Source organism: Pseudarthrobacter oxydans (genome assembly GCF_030812335.1).
GTDB classification, from domain to species: domain Bacteria; phylum Actinomycetota; class Actinomycetes; order Actinomycetales; family Micrococcaceae; genus Arthrobacter; species Arthrobacter oxydans_B.
On the sequence record NZ_JAUSSN010000003.1, the window covers coordinates 50,290 to 68,639 of the forward strand.

General features: G+C 70.8%; 18 protein-coding genes. 4 read left to right on the forward strand and 14 right to left on the reverse strand.

Annotation, left to right across the window (positions count from 1 at the left end):
• Positions 1-7 precede the first annotated feature (7 nt).
• The 6 genes from J2W14_RS05505 to J2W14_RS05530 form a co-directional block, all read right to left on the reverse strand.
• Positions 8-1,411 (reverse strand): MFS transporter, encoded by a 1,404-nt coding sequence (locus J2W14_RS05505; protein WP_307459567.1) that lies wholly within the window; start codon positions 1,409-1,411, stop codon positions 8-10.
• 136 nt (positions 1,412-1,547) lie between these two features.
• On the reverse strand, positions 1,548-4,649 hold the full coding sequence (locus J2W14_RS05510; RefSeq protein WP_307459569.1) for an AAA family ATPase: 3,102 nt from the start codon (positions 4,647-4,649) through the stop codon (positions 1,548-1,550).
• On the reverse strand, positions 4,646-5,824 hold the full coding sequence (locus J2W14_RS05515) for an exonuclease SbcCD subunit D (protein ID WP_307459573.1): 1,179 nt from the start codon (positions 5,822-5,824) through the stop codon (positions 4,646-4,648). Before J2W14_RS05515 ends, J2W14_RS05510 begins: the two co-directional genes overlap by 4 nt.
• Before the next feature lie 73 nt (positions 5,825-5,897).
• Positions 5,898-6,908: an MIP/aquaporin family protein gene (locus J2W14_RS05520; RefSeq protein WP_307459576.1), complete on the reverse strand. Its 1,011-nt coding sequence runs from the start codon at positions 6,906-6,908 to the stop codon at positions 5,898-5,900.
• Between the two features lie 72 nt (positions 6,909-6,980).
• A complete protein-coding gene (locus J2W14_RS05525) occupies positions 6,981-7,337 on the reverse strand; it encodes a DUF202 domain-containing protein (protein WP_307459579.1) in 357 nt (118 codons plus the stop codon).
• Positions 7,334-7,690, reverse strand: a complete 357-nt coding sequence (locus J2W14_RS05530; protein ID WP_307459582.1) for a YidH family protein — start codon at positions 7,688-7,690, stop codon at positions 7,334-7,336. The genes J2W14_RS05525 and J2W14_RS05530 overlap by 4 nt, the downstream gene beginning before the upstream one ends.
• Positions 7,691-7,778: 88 nt before the next feature.
• Between J2W14_RS05530 and J2W14_RS05535 the strand changes: the two genes are divergently transcribed.
• A complete protein-coding gene (locus J2W14_RS05535) occupies positions 7,779-8,894 on the forward strand; it encodes an ADP-ribosylglycohydrolase family protein (protein ID WP_307459586.1) in 1,116 nt (371 codons plus the stop codon).
• Positions 8,895-8,979: 85 nt separating this feature from the next.
• On the opposite strand, the gene J2W14_RS05540 is transcribed toward J2W14_RS05535, so the two are convergent.
• Positions 8,980-9,525 (reverse strand): DUF4395 domain-containing protein, encoded by a 546-nt coding sequence (locus J2W14_RS05540; RefSeq protein WP_307459588.1) that lies wholly within the window; start codon positions 9,523-9,525, stop codon positions 8,980-8,982.
• Positions 9,526-9,605: 80 nt separating this feature from the next.
• Entirely contained in the window at positions 9,606-10,625 is a 1,020-nt protein-coding gene (locus J2W14_RS05545; protein WP_307459590.1) for an exonuclease domain-containing protein, read from the reverse strand.
• Positions 10,626-10,785: 160 nt separating this feature from the next.
• Between J2W14_RS05545 and J2W14_RS05550 the strand changes: the two genes are divergently transcribed.
• Complete coding sequence (locus tag J2W14_RS05550) at positions 10,786-11,553, forward strand: VTT domain-containing protein (RefSeq protein WP_307460576.1); 768 nt, start codon at positions 10,786-10,788, stop codon at positions 11,551-11,553.
• 199 nt (positions 11,554-11,752) lie between these two features.
• Here J2W14_RS05550 and rdgB read toward each other — a convergent pair whose 3' ends face one another.
• The 6 genes from rdgB to clpS all read right to left on the reverse strand — a co-directional run bounded on the left by rdgB (position 11,753) and on the right by clpS (position 16,180).
• Positions 11,753-12,430, reverse strand: a complete 678-nt coding sequence (gene rdgB / locus J2W14_RS05555; protein WP_307459593.1) for an RdgB/HAM1 family non-canonical purine NTP pyrophosphatase — start codon at positions 12,428-12,430, stop codon at positions 11,753-11,755.
• Positions 12,427-13,185 carry a ribonuclease PH gene (rph, locus tag J2W14_RS05560; RefSeq protein ID WP_307459595.1) on the reverse strand — a complete coding sequence of 253 codons (759 nt, stop codon included), beginning with the start codon at positions 13,183-13,185 and terminating at the stop codon, positions 12,427-12,429. The genes rdgB and rph overlap by 4 nt, the downstream gene beginning before the upstream one ends.
• A 100-nt stretch (positions 13,186-13,285) precedes the next feature.
• Positions 13,286-14,083 (reverse strand): MBL fold metallo-hydrolase, encoded by a 798-nt coding sequence (locus tag J2W14_RS05565; protein WP_307459598.1) that lies wholly within the window; start codon positions 14,081-14,083, stop codon positions 13,286-13,288.
• Complete coding sequence (murI, locus tag J2W14_RS05570) at positions 14,080-15,108, reverse strand: glutamate racemase (protein ID WP_370871199.1); 1,029 nt, start codon at positions 15,106-15,108, stop codon at positions 14,080-14,082. Before murI ends, J2W14_RS05565 begins: the two co-directional genes overlap by 4 nt.
• A gap of 129 nt (positions 15,109-15,237) precedes the next feature.
• Positions 15,238-15,804 carry a DUF2017 domain-containing protein gene (locus J2W14_RS05575; RefSeq protein WP_307459605.1) on the reverse strand — a complete coding sequence of 189 codons (567 nt, stop codon included), beginning with the start codon at positions 15,802-15,804 and terminating at the stop codon, positions 15,238-15,240.
• Positions 15,797-16,180, reverse strand: a complete 384-nt coding sequence (gene clpS / locus J2W14_RS05580) for an ATP-dependent Clp protease adapter ClpS (RefSeq protein WP_307459606.1) — start codon at positions 16,178-16,180, stop codon at positions 15,797-15,799. The genes J2W14_RS05575 and clpS overlap by 8 nt, the downstream gene beginning before the upstream one ends.
• A 94-nt stretch (positions 16,181-16,274) precedes the next feature.
• On the opposite strand from clpS, the gene J2W14_RS05585 reads away from it, so the two are divergent.
• Complete coding sequence (locus J2W14_RS05585) at positions 16,275-17,603, forward strand: nicotinate phosphoribosyltransferase (protein ID WP_307459609.1); 1,329 nt, start codon at positions 16,275-16,277, stop codon at positions 17,601-17,603.
• Entirely contained in the window at positions 17,603-18,313 is a 711-nt protein-coding gene (locus J2W14_RS05590; protein ID WP_307459612.1) for an isochorismatase family protein, read from the forward strand. Before J2W14_RS05585 ends, J2W14_RS05590 begins: the two co-directional genes overlap by 1 nt.
• The last annotated feature ends 37 nt before the right edge of the window (positions 18,314-18,350 follow it).

Genomic DNA, 18,350 nt, shown 5'->3' on the forward strand with positions numbered 1-18,350 from the left:
CGTGGGGTCAGCCGGCGGCCGCCGTACCGTTCCGCCGGTGGAGTACGACGGCGGCTGCCGCTCCCAGCAGGAACAGGGCCGTGGCGGCGCACACCGGCACCAGGAATGCCGTGGCGTAGCCCTGGTGCTGCGCCAGCTGCCCGGCGATGGACGAGCCGATCGCGGTGCCGGCCACGATGCCGCTGGCCAGCGCGGTCATGACCGTGCCGAGTTTTCCCGCCGGGGCGACGAGCCCGCCGATCGCGAAGACCGTGACCATCAGCGGTCCCACCGGGAGGCCCAGGACCAGGAGCACAAGGATCATGGGCAGCGCCGTCGAGGGCAGCAACAGCAGCAGCGCCAGTCCGGCCATCAGCGCCGCGCAGGCCAGCCAGCGGGCATTGGCCGTGAACCGCTGGGGCCAGTACGCCACCGACAGGGCCGCTGCGGCGGAGCTCAGCCCCATCACCGCATAGAGCAGGCCGGCCAGTTCGGAGGTCGCGAAGCTGGCCGAGAAGGAACTCAGCGACGTCTGGGTGGAACCGAAGAACGTGCCCATGCAGACCATGGCCAGCACGGGCAGGGCGACGGCCGCGAAGGCGCCCGCGCGCTGGCCGGCCGGCCGGGCCGCCCGGGGCTGTCCCTCCCGTGCGGCACCGGCCGCGGTCCGCGCAGGCGTCCGGACCACCGCGTGATGGGTGGGGTGCACGGCGAAGGCCGGAACGAGCGTGATGGTCAGGACCGCGGCGAGGGCGAGCGGCAGCCATGGCGCGACCAGGCTGGCCAGGATTCCCACCAGCGCCGGGCCCAGGACAAAGGTCAGTTCGTCGGCGGTGCTTTCGTAGGACAGCGCCGTGTCCAGGTCCGCGGGCTCGGCGTTGCACCCGCCGCGGGAGGTCAGGGCCATCCACCGGACGCGGGCCAGCGGTCCCACCTGCGGGCAGCTGGCCCCGGCCACGAAGGCGGCCATCAGGACCGGAACGGCGGCGGCGAGGTCCTGTCCGCCGGGGATCAGGTAGGCGGCGAGGATCAGCGTGATGACGGCGACGGTGTTGAATACTGCGGCGACCACGAGGACGGGGCGCTGGCCACGGCGGTCCGCCAGTGCGCCGAGGATCGGGGCACCCAGCGCCGAGCCGATGCCGACCGCGCCGGCCGCCATGCCTCCGACGGCGTAGGAGCCGGTGACGGCGGTGACCAGGGTGAGGGCTCCGACGGTGAGCATGGCGAGCGGGAGTCGGGCGAAGAGCCCAAGGGGGATGAAGCTTCGGCCGGCCAGCAGCGGCAGCCGGGCGTACCGCCCGGGTGTGCGCGGTTCCGGCGGCGAAGGGGCGGGTCCCGGCGCGGGGGCGGGTCCGGCAAGGGCTGCGGCGTCTTCAGGACAGTGGGGCGCCGCCGAAACGGGCGCCTGGGAGGGCGTTGAAAGGGTCATGATTTCCGGGTTCGTTCAATGGTGCGCATCGTCCCTCCTCCCGATGCGCGCGACCCGGTAACTCACCAATTGTAGCCGCAAGCGTGCCCGCCTGCGCAGGCCCGGCGGCCCCGGCGGCCGGGCCTGCGCGCGCGGATCAGACCGGGGCGTCGTCGGAGATGTGCAGGGTGGAACCGTTGCGTCCCTTGACCACTTGGAGCTGGGTGCCGATACGCTGTTTCATTTCCCCGACATGGCTCACCAGGCCGACGACGCGACCGCCGTCCCGGAGCCCCTCCAGGGCGTCCATGACCTGCTCGAGTGCCTGTTCGTCGAGGCTGCCGAAGCCCTCGTCGACGAACAGCGTCTCGATGTCCACACCACCTGATTCCTGCTGCACCACATCCGCCAGTCCGAGGGCCAGCGCGAGCGAGGCCATAAAGGACTCGCCGCCGGACAACGTTGCGGTGTCGCGCCGCTGCCCGGTCCACTCGTCCACCACCTCCAAGCCGAGGCCGGACTTCGCGCCGCGGGCCGCCTTGGCGTCGGTGTGCTGCAGGGTGTAGCGCCCGTCGCTCATCCTGATCAGCCGTTCCGAGGCCGCCACTGCCACCTGTTCGAGCCTCGCGGCGAGCACGTAGCTGTTCAGGCTCATGCGGTAGCTGTTGTCTCCCGTGCCGCGGGCCGCGTCGGCGACGGCGGTCAGCAGCTGCGCCCGTCCGCGCGGTTCCCGCCCGGACTCTGCAAGCTGCGCGTAGTTGGCGGCGATGGCCCCCAGGGTCCGCACGGATTTTTCCGCCAGGCCGGCTGCAAGGTCCGCGTCCCGGGCTGAGCGTTCCGCCGCAGCGGCGTCTGCGCGGAGCTGGTCCACGAGCCCCTCGACGAGAGGTCCCTCCGTTTCCAGCTCGCGGGAGGCCAGCACAAGCTCCTCGCTGGCGAAGAGTTCCTCGATCCGGGCCGCTTCGTCCTGGCCGGCGCGGACGGTGGCCTCCAGTGCCGCGGCGTCCGCGGCCGGGAGCAGCACGGCCCGGGCCGCGTCCGCGGACTCGAAGCCGGTGCCCGGAAGCGCCAGCTCCAGCTGCAGCCGGGCTTCGCCGGAACGGGCCGTGGCCTGTTCCAGCCGGGTCCGCGCCGCATCGGCGCGTTCCAGCACGGCGGCGGTACCGTCCAGCGCTGCGATGCGCCTGGCCAGGACCGGGTGGCCCGCCCGGAGTTTGTCGAGGGCCTGCTCGAGGGAGTCGGCCTGGTCCCGGACTTCCGTGAGGGTGGATTCGGTCTGGGCGATGCCTGCCGCCGCGGCTGCCTGGTCCTGTTCGGCGGCGGCGATCTCCTCCTCCAGTTCCGTGTGCCGTGCGCGGCTGGCGGCCAGCTCCGCCGCCGCGCGGCGCGCCTCGGCGGCACGTTCCTTTGCCAGGCTGGCCTCCAAGGTGGCGTCCTCGGGCTCGGTGTCGCCTCCCTGGGCCGCCAGCACGGCGACGGCCTGCCGGGCCTCGGAGAGTTCGCGGTCGAGCGCCACCAGCGCGGCTTCCGCCACCTCGCAAGCCTGCTGCGCGGTTTCCTCGGCCTCGGCCACGGTCAGGGCGGAGGCCGCGGCCGGGGCAGGTGCCGGGTGTTCGGGGCTGCCGCAGACTGCACACGGGACGCCGGGCTCCAGCTGGGACGCGAGTTCCGCGGCAGCGTTGGCCAGCCGTTCCTCGCGGAGATCGAGCCACCGCTGGCGGCGGTCCTGGTACGCCTCCCGGGCGCGGCCGTGGCGTTCGGCGACGGCTCCGCAGTTCTTCCCGGCCGCGGCGTAGCGCCGGACCAGGACCACCAGTTCCTCCGCGGCGGCGGCCTCTTTCGTCCGCAGCTGCACTTCGGCGGCGAGTTCTTCGAGCGGACGCAACCCGGCGGCCAGGGCGTCGGACTCCCCGCGCAGGGCGGCCAGGGCCGCAGCCCCGGAGGTCCGTCCCTCTTCCAGCTGCGCCAGGCTGAGGCGCAGCTGGGCGGTGCGGCTCCTTAGTCCGGCGAGCCTGGCCTCGTCGGGCAGCCGCTCGTCCAGCACCGCGCGCAGTGAACGCAACCCGCGCAGCGCGGACCGCAGAGCGTCCCCGTCGAAAGTGGAGCCGTCGAAGGTGGTCTTGCCGGGGCTGTCCGGCTCCGGATCCGCGGTGCCGCCCAGGGCGGCGCCGTTCCGCAGCGCGGCGAGTTCGGGGTCGGTGAGGGCCGCGGTGCGCAGGTCCTCCGCGGCGGCGGCCATGGCAGCGGCAGCCAGGGCCTCGGCCGCGCCGGCGCTATCCACCGCGTGCAGCTGGCCGCTGAGGACTTCGGCCTGGCGGTGCAGCCTCAACTGTCCGCTCTTTGCGGCTGCTGCGGGGGCGGCGGCCTCAGCCTCGGCGCGACGGCGTTCCGCCGCGGCCAGCTTGGCCTGGCGGGCGGCACGCGCTGTCTCGGCGTCCCGGGCCGACAGGCGGCCGGCCCGCAGCACCTCGGCCTCCAGCGCGGCGGCGCGGCGCTGCTCCGCGGCGGTGCCGGCCTGCACCTGGAGCCAGGAGAGGAAGGCATCCGGGTCGGTCCGGTCCGGGGCTGCGGCCGTATCGAGCTCCAGCGTGGCAGTTTCGGATTCCGCCTGGGCTAGCAGGAGCTCGAGCTGATTATTGAGGCTGGCGACCTCGGTGCGGGCGGCCTGGGCCTTCCGGCCGAGTTCCTGTTCCACGGCCTCGAAACGCTGGGTGCCGAAGAGGCTCTGCAGCAGTTCGAGGCGGTCGGCGGCCTTGGAGCGCAGGAAGGCGGCGAAGTCGCCCTGCGGGAGCATCACCACGCGGGTGAACTGGTCCCGGTTCATGCCCAGGACGTCGGTGATCTCGGCGCCGGCTTCGTCGTTGCGTCCGGACTTTTCTATCCATTCGCCGTCGACGCGTTCGCGGAGCAGGGTGTTGGCCTGTTGGACGGTAAACCCGTTCCGGCCCCGGGCACTCGGCTTGTCCCAGGCGGGGGAACGGGAGACTTCGAAGTGCCGCCCGCGGGCGGAGAACTCGCAGGTGACGCGGGGCTCGGCCGCGGCCTCGGCGTGGTCGCTGCGCAGCCGCTTGCCGTCCTGCCGCGCCCCGGGCACGGAACCGTAGAGCGCGAAGCAGATGGCATCCAGGACGCTGGTCTTGCCGGCCCCCGTGGGACCGTTCAGCAGGAACAGCCCGTGGGCGCTCAGCCGGTCAAAATCGATGTGTTCGGTGGCGGCGAAGGGTCCGAAAGCGGAAATCTCGAGACGGTGGATCCTCACAGCGAAATTCCTTCCAGGCGCACGGATTCCAGGGCTTCGGCGAGGACCGCCGCCTCACCGTCGTCGGCGGCCCGGCCGCGGACGTGTTCCAGGAAACCGCAGCAGACGGACAGGTCGTCCTCGGCCTCGGCAAGCCTGCTGCTGTAGCTGGTTTTGGCGGCGGCGCCGGCACCTTCCGGGTCGAACCCCAGCACCAGGGTGTCGGGGAACCGCGAGCGCAGCCGTTCCATCGCCTGCGCCGGGCGCTGGGCGTCGGTCAGGGTGATCTGGCAGTACGCGGATTCGGCCCAGGCATGGTCCTCGGCCGCGAGCAGTTCCTCCAGTTTGCCGCGCAGCACGGCCAGCGTCCGGGGCGCCTCCCACAGCACCTCGCGGACCTCTCCGACGCCGGCCGCATCGACGTCCACGAGCCAGCTGCCTTTTTTGTGCTTCGCTTCGGAGAAGGAGTACGCGAGCGGCGAACCGGAGTAGCGGACGGCGGGAGAGAGTGCCTGCCGGCCGTGCAGGTGGCCCAGTGCCGTGTAGCCGAAGCCGTCGAAGAGGTCCAGCGGGACGGCGCCGACGCCGCCGATGCTGAGGTCCCGCTCGCTGTCGGAACTGATGCCGCCGCTGGCGAAGGTGTGCGCGAGCACCACGGAATGGACGGTCCGGGTTCCGGCCCGGGCCGCAAGGTCGGCGCGGATCCGGGCGGTGGCGGCCCGGGTCACCTCGAAGTGGCTGGCGGTGTCGACACCGAGCTGTTCGGCCACGAGCCGCGGTTCCAGCCAGGGAATGCCGTAGACGGCGAGTACCGCTCCGGCGTCCGGATCAGCAGCGTCGAGCGGGAACAGCACGGGCTGGTCCAGCTCGGTAAGCCGGGTGCGCAGGTGCACTCCCCCGCGCTCCAGCAGCCGGGAGGCGAAGCCGAGCCGGATGGCCGAGTCGTGGTTGCCGCTGGTCAGCACCACCTTGGCGCCGGCGCCGGTCAGACCCACGAGGGCGTCGTCGAGCAGGCGGACGACGTCGACTCCGGGCAGGGCGCGGTCGTAGACGTCGCCGGCGATCAGGACGACGTCGATTGCCTCGTCCCGGACGAAGGTGACGAGCTGGTCGATGAACGCGCGCTGGGCATCGAGCATCCCGACGCCGTGGAACGACCGGCCCAGGTGCCAGTCCGATGTGTGCAATAACCGCATGCTCCTACGGTATCGGCTGGCACCGACAGGATTGCGCCACCGCACCGGGACAGCAACCGGCGCGGGGTGCGGGCTAGTCGCCGCGCTTGTCGAAGAAGTCTCGGGCCTCGTCCTCGCCGGCATTGCGGGCCTCCCCGGCCGTGCGGTCGCCGGCCGTGCGGCCTGCGGGTGCTGCCGTGGCTGTCGTGCCCGCCGGTGCCGCGGCCACGGCTTCGGACTCGTCCACGCCGGACTCGGCCAGGAGGGCCCCGTCCTCGTCCACCGCATCAGCCGTGCCCGGTGTGCCCGGTGTGCCCGCCGAATCCGGCGCCGGAACCGCGGCCGGCGCCAGCAGGCCGAAGCCGCGGAACACCAGTCCGGCCAGGGCCGCGCCCACCAGCGGGGCAACCCAGAAGAGCCACAGCTGCCCGAGCGAGTCGGGACTGCTGAAGAGCGCCGACGCGGTGGCGCGGGCCGGGTTGAAGGGTGTGTTGCCGGCCGCCTGGCCGAACTGCAGGAGCACCGCCATGGTCAGGCCGACGGCGAACGGTGCCGCGAGCCGCGACGGGTTCCGGGCCGAAGTGGTGCCCAGGTAGACGGCCACCAGCAGGGCGGCGCCGAGCACCTCGATGAGCAGCACACCGGCCAGCGGCACCTGGATGATCGAATTCTCGCCGAACCCGGCGGTCACCGTGTCAAAGGCGGTCCTGGTGTCGGCGATGTTGGGGACGGTGCTCAGGATCGCGAAGAGTGTCACCCCGGCGAGCAGCGCACCCACCAGCTGCGCGCCCACGTACGCCGCGGCGTCAGCGGGCCGGAGGCGGCCCGCAATGGCGGTTCCGGCCGTCACCACGGGATTGAAATGCCCGCCGGAGAGGTACCCGAACGCCAGCATCGCGGCCGTCAGCGCCAGCCCCGCAGCCAGCGAGGCGGAGAGCGCGTTCGACTGCGGAATCGTGAACAGCGGAACGCCCAGGCCGGCGACCACCACGAAGAAGGTCCCAAAGGCCTCGGCGGACAGCCGGCCCAAAAGCCCGGGACGGGCCGGGTCGGAGGTGGCGGCCGGCCGGTCGGGTGACGCGGGGGCTGACGCAGGCGTGATCATGTGCGGGGGTTCCTTTGCTTGGAGTCAGCGAGCAGTCTGCCAGCGGAGTCTGGACGTTGGCTGGACCGGGGCTCAGCGTCCCAGCGCAATCGCGGCGACCGCAGTGCCGCCCAGCACGACCACCCCGGCGGCGGCCCAGCGCATGAGCGAGCGCGGCGGGGCGTAGGAGGAGTGGCGGAGCTGCCGTGCCCGGGCCAGGACACAGAGGCACAGCACCACGGTGGCCACCACGGCCGTCAGGGCACAGACCCCCAGATAGTCCGTGGTTCCCGCCCCTGCCCAGGCGGCGGAGGCGGGAGAGGTTGCCGCGACCGCCCAGCTGCGCCAAATCAGCACGTCGGCCGCAAAGAGCGCCAGCAGCGTCCTGCTCCAGGACAGGGAGGTCCGCTCCGGCTGCAGCCCGGGGTCGCGGACGGCCCCGGCACTCACCGCGCCACCAGGAGCAGCACGGCCAGGATGAACGCCGCGGCCGCGACCCCTACCGTCATCACGAGCATCACGCCGGAAAACGGCAGCTCGCGGTTGTTGCGCATGGCCTCTTCCATCTGCGCCCAGCGGCGGTAGGCAACAACGGCCAGGACGGCGCCGATGATCGCCAGCGCCACGCACATGGAGATCCGCAGCGGGGCCGGGGCGATGTCCGGGAACAGCTGGTCGATGGCCAGGGCCCCCACGATCAGCGCCAGGGAGGTCCTGATCCAGGCCAGGAACGTCGTTTCGTTGGCCAGCGAGAACCGGTAGTCAGGGGTGGATCCGGTCTTCCGCCACGCTGGTTCGCGCATTCGTCCCCTGCTGTCCCGGTGTTGACTTTTGCGGCGCCGTACGCTGATGGCCGGCTCCTATCAGGGGCCGGGGGTAAAATTCTAAGTCATGAGCACCGAGCCCGTCACTACCCCCGGACCATCACCGACACCGTCGCACGCCTCCCGGATCCACGGATGCCTGCTGGGCGGCGCGCTGGGTGATTCGCTCGGGTACGCCGTCGAATTCGACGACATCTCCGCCATCCGCGGGAGGTTCGGCCCGGACGGGCTGCAGGACTTTTCCGCGCTCGACGGCGGCAGCCACTTTTCGGACGACACGCAGCTCACGCTCTACACCGTGGACGGGCTGCTGGAGGCGCTGGAGTGGGCAAACTCGGGCGTGGCCGCGGACACGAACGCTTGCCTGTGGCTCGCATACCTGCGCTGGCTCGCCACCCAGGATGTACCGGTCCCGGAGGCCGCGCCGTTCCAGCCGCCCCGCTGGATCGATTCCCACGGCGTCCTCAAGCACCGGCGCGCCCCGGGCAACGCCTGCCTCAGCGGGCTGGCCACCGGGGAGATGGGAACGTTCTTCCGGCCGGTCAACCCGGACTCCAAGGGATGCGGCACCGTGATGCGCTCCGCCCCGTTTGGCTTGATCCCCTACATCGCCGCCGATGCCATCTACAAACTCAGCGCCGACGCGGCCTCGCTCACCCACGGGCACCCCGCGGCCCGGCAGAGCGCCGGGATCTTCAGCCTCGTCATCCATGCCCTGACCGCCGGGCAGGGCCTGCACGAGGCAGCGGACTACGCCCTCGGACAGCTGGACGCAGGCCACCTGCGCAAGGGTGAGGAACCCGACCCCGATGTTGTCGCCCGGCTGGAGGCCGCCCTCCGGCTTGGCGCCGCCGGCGTGGTGCTGGAGCCCGAGGACCTGGTCCGCGAGCTCGGCGAAGGGTGGGTGGCGGAGGAGGCACTCGCCGTCGCGCTGTACGCGGTCCTGGCCACCGCGCCGGGTCCGGCGGCGGCTGCCGGGCACCCGGAGGCCCACTTCCGCGCGGCCATCGCCGTCGCGGTGAACCACAGCGGCGACAGCGACTCCGCCGGCTCGATTGCCGGCAACATCCTCGGAACGTTCTACGGGGAGGACTGCCTTCCGGCGCAGTGGCTCGAAGCGCTGGAGGCCCCGGAGGTCATCCGGGGCATGGCGTCGCAGCTGGCAGCGGTCACCGGAGCCTGACCGGGAAGTGACCCGGCGCCCGCGGGTATACGGCGCCTGCCGGTACCGGTGCGAGCTGGTGCACGGGGCCGGGTGGCCCCGGCCCTCAGGGGCGGCGGAGCGAAATGTTGTTGCAGGCCTCGCACACGTCTTCGGGGATCAGGCCGCGGCGCTGCAGGAAGCCGAAGATGGCGCAGCCGAGGCAGAAGCCCGCGAACGCTTCCAGCGACGCGGCGACAATCAGGACAGTGAGCAGGATCCAGGCGGCCGGCGCCAGCCCCACGGCCAGCAGCAGGGCCGCCGCGGTGGACACGGCGGCGCCGATGCCCTGGGCGAAGCGCTTCGGCGGGCCCGGGACCAGCCGGGTTTTGCCCAGCCGCGGCGTCAGAACCTTCACGGACAGCTGGGCCAGCGGTGAGATCCGCGGGCCGAACAGGACGCGCAGCCAGAACCCCGCGGCGATGACGGCCAGTCCCCAGCCGAAGCCGGTCAGCAGCGTCAGCACGGACAGCAGCACCACAAGCCCGGCGGTGATGCGGGCCGCGTACTCATTGACCGGGTTCGGAAACGCGAAGACCCTCCGCCAGCTGATTCCGCCCCGGGCAGGCGCGGGCGCCTGGGGCGCGGGAGGTGCCGCGGTCAGTTTGCTCATCGTCCAAGGCTAGGAGCAGGACCGCCCCGGGCGGAATGATTGTTGCGCAGTATGACCGCGGGCGCCCTCGACCGGCAGGGTCAGGCGATCGCCGCGGAGGCGACGTGGCCGCCCACCATCTGCAGGAATTCGCCCTCGGAGAGGACCTCAATCCGCTGGCCCCGTTCGTGGAGCTCCAGCACGCGCCGGGCCTTGCCGGTGAGGCGGCCGGAGCGCAGGTCGGCGGCCACGAAGCCGTCCCCCACCACCAGGACGGTGGTGCGGGCCGTCACCCGGCTCTCCGGCCTGGCGCCGAGCTCGGCGGATCGGATCTTCGCCTCGGGACGGGGGATGGCGAGTTCGCCGGTGAACACCACGGTCTGGCCGAACAGCGGGTGGCCGGTCTCCGCGAAGGCGTTCGGCAGCGGGTTGGCGCCCTCTTCCGGCCAGCCGGGCTGGTAGGCCCGGACCGGAGCCGCCGCGGCCGGTCCCCCGGCGAGGGCGTCCAGGGCCGACTGGCTGGCCCTGGAGAGCGGGTCGCGCAGCGGGTCGAACGCCGGCTGGCGGGACACCGTCAGTCCCAGGGACAGGAACAGCTCCGCGATGCTGCCGGCACCGTTGCGCGCGGCAATGTCGATCAGGATCCCGGCGCAGGCGCGCGCGTCCTCGGCGGCGTCGTGGTGGTTGACCAGCGGAACTCCGGCCTCCTCGGCCGCGTAGGGCAGGGAATTGGACACCAGGGAGTAGCAGCGGCGGGAGAGCATCACCGTGCAGACGTAGTCATACGCCGGGCCGGCCAGTCCGGAGACCTCCAGGCCGGAGCGGATCACACCGAGGTCGAAGGCGGCATTGTGGGCGGCGAGCACGTCGCCGCCGATGAACGCGCCGATCTCCGGGAAGAGCTCACCGAAGCGCGGCAGCCCGGCCACCTGTTCAGGCCTGATGCCGTGGATCCGGACGTTGTGGTGGTCGAAGCGGTCGTGGTTTTCCGGCGGCCGCATCAGCCAGGAGGCCTCCTCGACCACCACGCCGCCGCGCACTTTGCTCAGGCCAACAGCGCACGGTGAACCGCGGAAGCCGTTCGCGGTCTCAAAGTCGATCGCTGTAAAGTCCAAACCCACGCTCCAACATTACCGCCGGATTCCGGCCCGCCCCGCACGGCCGCGCCCGTGCCGTGCCCGCGGCACCATCCGTGCGGCGTCGACTACCCACCCTGCGCCCGACCTCCGGGAGCGCCCGACGGCGGCCGTCCAGTACCCTTGACAGGTGAACCTTTTAGCTTTGAGCGACTTCGCCGTGTCCACGATCGGCGGCGCAGGTCCGGTCCAGCCGCAGCTGGCCTCATTCCTGCCCGACTGGCTGAACCCCCAGGTCTTCCTGGCCGACCCGGCCCTCGCGCCCTGGGTGGTGCTGCTGGTCTGCGGCATCATCTTCGCTGAGACCGGCCTGCTGATCGGCTTCTTCCTGCCGGGCGACTCGATGCTGTTCACGGCCGGACTGCTCGTGGCCACCGGGACCATCAAGTTCAACATCTGGGCTTTTGTCGGACTGATCATCATCGCAGCCATCATCGGGAACCAGATCGGCTACCTGATCGGATCCAAAGCCGGCCCGGCCATCTTCAACAAGCCCAACTCCCGGCTCTTCAAGCGGGAAAACGTCGAAAGCGCCCACGCCTTCTTCGAGAAGCACGGCGGCAAGGCCCTGATCCTGGCCCGTTTCGTGCCGATCATCCGGACCTTCGTCCCGGTGATCGTGGGTGTCGCGCAGATGGACAAGCGCAAGTTCTTCTTCTACAACGTCATCGGCGCGCTGCTGTGGGGCGGGGGCGTCACCCTGCTGGGCTACCTGCTGGGCGACACCTTCCCCTGGGTCCGCGAAAACCTGGACATCATCTTCATCGTGATCGTCCTGGTCTCCGTGATCCCGATTGGCATCGAGGTCGCCCGCGGCTTCATCGCCAAGCGCCAGGCCGACAAGTACGGCACGGACGTCGTTGAGGAGTTCATCGAGGAGCACGAGCCCGAAGAGGAACGCAAGACCCCGTAACTCCGGCACCGGTCGAGCTGGCCCGGCTAACAAGCTAAAAGGAAGGCGCCCCACGATGTGGGGCGCCTTCCTGGCTTAACTGTCCGTTGTCGGACAAGACGGCGGCTGCGGTCCGGGGGCACTTCGACACGGACACGCCGCGGACGCCGGGCCAAAGGGCCGGAATCGTGCCCAAAGGCGCCCCGGACGGCGGCAGCTGCTACCTCCCGGACAGCGCCTCCACAATCGCCGGGAGCAGCGCCCGGAATGCGTGCCCGCGGTGGCTGATGGCGTTCTTCTCCGCCGGACTCAGTTCCGCGCAGCTGCGGTCCAGGCCGCTGGGCTGCAGCACGGGGTCGTAGCCGAAGCCCCCGGCGCCGCGCGGTTCGCGCAGCAGCGTCCCCTCGAGCTGCCCGTACTCCACAACTTCCCGGCCCTCGTCCGGGCCGGAACCGGGCACCGCCAGCGCCGCGGCGCAGACAAACGCGGCGCCGCGGTACTCGTCGGGCACGTCGGCAAGCTGGTCCAGCAGCAGCCTCAGGTTGGCGGCATCGTCCCCGTGGCGGCCCGCCCAGCGGGCCGAGAAGATGCCGGGCGCCCCGCCGAGTACGTCGACGGCGAGGCCGGAATCGTCGGCGATCGCCACGAGCCCGGTCGCCTGCGCCACCGCGCGCGCCTTGAGCAGTGAATTCTCGGCGAAGGTCACACCGGTCTCGGCGACGTCGGGGGCGCCTACCGCACCCGCATCGACCACCTGGGTGTCGACGTCGAGGCCGGGCACCTGCCCGCGCAACAGTTCACGAAGTTCCCGGAGCTTGCCCTGGTTGTGCGTGGCGAGAACCAGCACCGGCGTGGCGGCGCGCTCGGCTGCTTCTTGCCCCGCAGCGCCGGCTGTCACGGGGCTTCCGCCAGGGTGTCGCGCTGGATCGCGGCGAGCTGCTCGGTGCCCATCAGCGCGAGGTCCAGCAGTTTGTTGAGCTCGTCGCGGTCGAAGGGGGCGCCCTCGGCGGTGCCCTGGACTTCAACGAACTTGCCGGAACCGGTGACGACGACATTCATGTCGGTCTCGGCCCGGACGTCCTCCACGTACGGCAGGTCCAGCATCGGGACGCCGTCGATGATGCCCACGGAGACGGCGGCGATCGTGTCGACCAGGGGCTGGGCGTTGCGGGCGATCATCTTGTTCTCGCGGGCGAAGCGGATGGCGTCGGCCAGCGCCACGTAGGCGCCCGTGATGGCGGCGGTACGGGTTCCGCCGTCGGCCTGCAGGACATCGCAGTCCAGCACGATGGTGATTTCACCGAGGGCCTTGGTGTCGATGATGGAACGCAGCGAGCGGCCGATCAGCCGCGAGATCTCGTGGGTGCGGCCGCCGATTTTGCCCTTGACGGACTCGCGGTCGGAGCGGGTGTTGGTGGCGCGCGGCAGCATGGCGTATTCGGCCGTGACCCAGCCGCGGCCCTCGCCCTTGAGCCAGCGCGGGACGCCCTCGGTGAGGGATGCGGTGCACAGCACCCGGGTGTTGCCGAACTCGATCAGGGCCGATCCCTCGGCCTGCTTGGACCAGCCGCGGGTGATGCTGATCGGACGGAGCTGATCGGGGGTACGGCCATCGGCGCGGATGATGGGGGCAGTCAGGGCTTCGGAAGTCATGCCACCAGCTTATCGACCCTTACCGTGCCAAAAGAGCACGCCCGGTCCTTCCGTGCCGACCGGAGCTGTCCGTACCTGTCCGGACCAAAGACGGACGGGCTCAAATCGTGTAGTGCACGCCTGCCACGGCCACGGCCACGTGCTGGCCGAAGACGCCTTTGGCCTCGGCCATGACGGTGGTCGGGGACGTCCAGACCGGGATGTGGGTCAGCAGCAGCCGCCGGGCGCCGGCGGCGACGGCGGCCTCCCCGGCCCGCTTGCCGGTCAGGTGCACGTCCTTGATGCCGTCGTCGCGGCCTTCCTCGAACGCCGCCTCGCAGAGGAACAGGTCGGCGTCGCGGGCCGCGTCCTCCAGCCCGACGCAGGAGTCGGTGTCGCCCGAATAACTCAGCACCCGGGTGACTGGGTTGCCGTCCTTGTCCGGCTCGGTGACCTCCACGCGGAGCGCGTACGCCTCCTCCACCGGGTGGTTGACGGCGTACGGGGTGACCGTGAACGGGCCCATCGTCACGGGCTTGCGCTCGGACCAGTTGCTGAAGTCGAATTCCTCATGCATGCCCGGGTCCAGTTCCAGACCGTAGGCGGTGGCCATCCGGTCGGCGGTGGCGGCGGGCCCCCAGACCGGGATCCTGCCCCGCGCCCAGCCGCCGGGCTTCCAGCGCACCGCGACGTGGAGCCCGCACAGGTCCATGCAGTGGTCCGGATGCAGGTGGGTGAGGAAGATCCCGTCAATGTCCTCAAGGTCCGTGTACCGCTGGATGGCACCGAGCGCGCCGCTGCCGAGGTCCAGGACGATTTTCCAGTTCCGCTCGCCGTCGCTGGCGGTCAGCAGGTAGCACGACGCCGGCGAGCCGGGCCCCGGAAAGGATCCGGTACAGCCCACGATGGTCAGCTTCACAGCAGTGTTCCCCCGCCCGCGGATCCGCCCACAAAGTTGGAGATCCGGGGGCGGCCCGCGCCGGCCTGCGCGGCGGCGATCATTTCCGGCGTGATCCGGGCCAGGCTGCCCGTGGGGTACTGGGCCGCGACGTGGTCCACGTGGCGGACGCTGAGCACCTCGGGTCCGAGGAAGCGACGGGCGAGGTGCTCGAACTGTGCGGCGTCCCCCGTGGCGATGAAGTTGTGGGACGGGGCCGAGGCGTCGGTCCGTTCCAGCCCGCGGGAGGCCAGCGCCCGGTAGACGTCCTTGGCCGTCTCCTCGGCGCTGGAGACGAGCGTGACGTCCTCCCCCATCACATAGGAGATGACGCCGGTGAGCAGCGGATAGTGCGTGCAGCCCAGCACCACGGTGTCCACCCCGGCGGCCCGGAGCGGCTCGAGGTATTCGCGGGCGACGGCGAGCAGCTCCGGCCCGGTGGTGATGCCGGCCTCGACGTAGGGCACGAAGGCGGGGCAGGCCGCGGAGGTGATGTGCAGGTCCGGGGCGGCGGCGAAGGTGTCCTCGTAGGCGCGGGAGCCGACGGTGGCCGAGGTGCCGATCACCCCGACCCGGCCGGTGCGGGTGGCGGCGACGGCGCGGCGCACGGCCGGCTGGATCACTTCGATGACGGGGATCCCGTAGCGGGCGGTGTAGCGTTCCCGGGCGTCGCGCAGCACGGCGGCGGAGGCGGAGTTGCAGGCGATGGTCAGCAGCTTCACGCCGGAGTCCACCAGTTCATCCATCACGCCCAGGGCATTGGCCCGGACCTCGGCGATGGGGAGCGGACCGTAGGGGCCGTTGGCCGTATCGCCGACGTAGAGGATGGATTCGTTGGGCAGCTGGTCGATGATGGACCGGGCCACGGTGAGTCCGCCGACGCCGGAATCGAACACACCGATGGGACGCGACCCCATCCGGCTGGCGGTCTGGCTGCTGGCGCTGTTGCTCGCTGGGGAGTCCGCAACAGCTCCCGCTGCCGGATCCATGCTCGATGCTGAAGTCATGATTATTCGAGGATAGGGCTTAGCCGGGGGTGCGGCCATCTCATTGTGTCGTCCGACTCATGTCGAATGTGTCACACGCCGCGGCACGCTGCGCTGCCCGCCGTCACCCAGCCGTCACCCAGCCGCAGCTCAGCCGCCCGTCTCCAGCGACTGCAGCATCGCCTGGACCAGGGATTCCTGCAGCCAGGTGGTGAAGTTGTAGACCAGGGCCAGGTAGCTTTCGACGTCCTCGGCCTGGGACCAGTCCTGCATCAGGTGCACGTGCCCGGCATCCTCGTCGTCGCGGATGTCGAGGCGTTCGGCCAGCACCAGCCGGACATCGTTGAGCGCCATGGACCAGTGCCGCGCGTCGGCCGGGGTCAGGACCAGCTCGTCCTTGTCCAGTCCGAGGGACGCGGCCTTCAGCGCGCCGATCTTGCTTTCGCGCAGCGACCGTTCGGTGTACCGGCGGAACTCCAGCGAGGCGGCGTCGTCGTTCTTCGAGACGTTCGGGAGCAGCCGGCGCAGGGCACGGTCCGAGGGTTCGCGGGCCTCGGCGTCGAGTCCGACGAGCGCGGCGAGGGGGTCCTGGTTGGCGCGTTCCTCCGGCTCGAGCATGGAGACAACGTCGCCGAAGAGGCTGCGCAGCAGTTCCCGTTCGGCCGGTTCCAGGTAGCCGGTGATGCCCTTGACGCCGTATTTGAATGCCTTAGCCACGTTTTCCTTTGCCCTTGCCTGATCCTCCGCCTGATCCGGCGCCGCCGGAGCCGCCGCCGGTGGCCTTTTCCACCGTGGCCCAGAGGCCGTAGCCGTGCATCGCGACCGCGTGCTGCTCCACCTGCTCCTTGCTGCCGTGCGCGACGATGGAGCGGCCCTTCTTGTGGACTTCGAGCATGAGCTTGTTCGCCTTGGCCTCGGAATAGCCGAAGTAGCTGCGGAACACGTAGCTCACATAGCTCATCAGGTTCACCGGATCGTTCCAGATCACGAGGTTCCAAGGGATGTCCGGGGCGGACAGGACATCTGTCGACGTCACTGTTCCGGTCTGGGTGCTCTCCTGGGTGTCAGGGCCGAGCGCAACGCTGAGGGTCATCTGTCCATTCTATGGGGATGTGGGCCCACGCCGGCGAGGGCCCCGCGGCGAAGCGAAGCGAGACGTGGGAGCCGGTGGGGACTAGAGTGAATTCGTGAGTTCATCAGCTGGCTGGGACCGTCCCCGCACGTCCCTGTACACCGACCATTACGAGCTGACCATGCTGCAGGCCGCATTGCATTCCGGTGCCGCCCACCGCAAGTCAGTGTTCGAGGCCTTCGCCCGGCGCCTGCCGGACGGGCGCCGCTACGGCATTGTGGGCGGCACGGGCCGGCTGCTGGAGGGCATTGCGGACTTCCGCTTCGGCGACACCGAAATCGATTTCCTCCGCCGCACCAAGGTGGTGAACGAGGAGACCCTGGACTATCTGGCCGGATTCTCCTTCTCCGGCGACATCTGGGGCTACGCGGAGGGCGAAGCGTACTTCCCGAACTCCCCCATCCTGATCGTCGAATCCACCTTCGCCGAAGCCTGCATCCTCGAGACCTACATCCTCTCGATCCTCAACCACGACAGCGCCATCGCCTCGGCGGCCTCGCGCATGATCACCGCCGCCGGGAGCCGCCCCTGCGTGGAGATGGGCTCGCGCCGCACCCAGGAGGAATCCGCCGTCTCCGCCGCCCGCGCGGCCATCATCGCCGGCTTCGACAGCACCTCAAACCTGGAGGCGGGCCTGCGCTACGGACTCAAGACCGTGGGCACCGCCGCGCACTCCTTCACCCTGCTGCACGACACCGAGCGCGAGGCCTTCGAGGCGCAGATCGCCTCGATGGGCGCCGGGACCGCGCTGCTGGTGGACACCTACGACGTCGAGGCCGCGGTGCGCACCGCCGTCGAACTGGCCGGTGACAAGCTGGGTGCGGTGCGCCTGGACTCCGGCGACCTGGTGGCGCAGGCGCAGTGGGTGCGCCAGCTCCTGGACGAGCTGGGCAACGAGCGGACCCGCATCATCGTCACCTCCGACCTCGACGAGTTCGCCATCGCCGCCCTGCAGTCCGCCCCGGTGGACTCCTATGGCGTCGGCACCTCCCTCGTCACCGGCTCCGGCGCCCCGACGGCCAGCATGGTCTACAAGCTGGTCAGCCGGACGGACGACGACGGCGACTTTGTGTCCGTTGCCAAGGCCGCCAAGAACAAGACCAGCAAGGGAGGGCGCAAGTACGCGCTCCGCAAGCTCAACGAGCGCGGCACGGCCACACAGGAGATCGTCGGCGTCGGACACCGCCCGGAGGACGACGGCAATGACCGGCCGCTGCTGCAGCAGTTCGTCAAGAACGGCGGACTCCTGCCCGGCTGGACCGGTGCGGAGGGTGTGCTGCGCGCACGCCAGCGCCATGCGGACACCATGAGAGAGCTTCCCGCTGTCGTCAACCGGCTGCAGCGCGGCGAAGCAGCCATCCCCACCATCTACGAGGAGAACTGATGTCCCGCGCCCTGATTATCGTCGACGTCCAGAACGATTTCTGCGAAGGCGGCTCCCTGGCCGTCGAGGGCGGGGCGGCGCTTGCCGGCGCCATCAGCGAGTACGTCGACGCCCACCACGGACAGTTTGACCACGTCGTGGCAACCCAGGACTGGCATATCGATCCGGGCGCGCATTTCTCGGACGACCCGGACTTCGTCGACAGCTGGCCGAGGCACTGCGTGGCCGGAACCCGCGGGGCCGAGCTGCACCCGGACCTCGACACCGAATACATCCAGGCCTACTTCCGCAAGGGCCAGTACACCGCGGCCTACTCGGGCTTTGAAGGGCTGCTCGCGCCGGACGACGCCGTTCCCTCCGGGGACCGGAAGGCCGGGGCCATGCCGGTCGCCGGAAGTCCGTCCGGCAGCGCGGCCGGGGCCGGCGACGCCGAGGCCGACGCCGGTGATTTCGCCGCGGGCGATTTCTCCGCCCGCGACTTCGCCGCTGGCGAGGATACGATCGGGCTCGACGACTGGCTGCAGAGCCACGACGTCGAGGACGTCGTGGTCGTCGGGATCGCCACCGACCATTGCGTCAAGGCGACCGCGCTGGACGGGGTGCAGGCCGGCTACTCCGTGACCGTGCTGCGGGATCTGACCGTCGGGGTCGCCGAGGATCTCGACGACGCCGTCGCGGAGATGGAACTCGGCGGGGTCGACATCGCCTGAGCGAAGTAGACTCGAAATCCCTGCCAATATCGTCTGA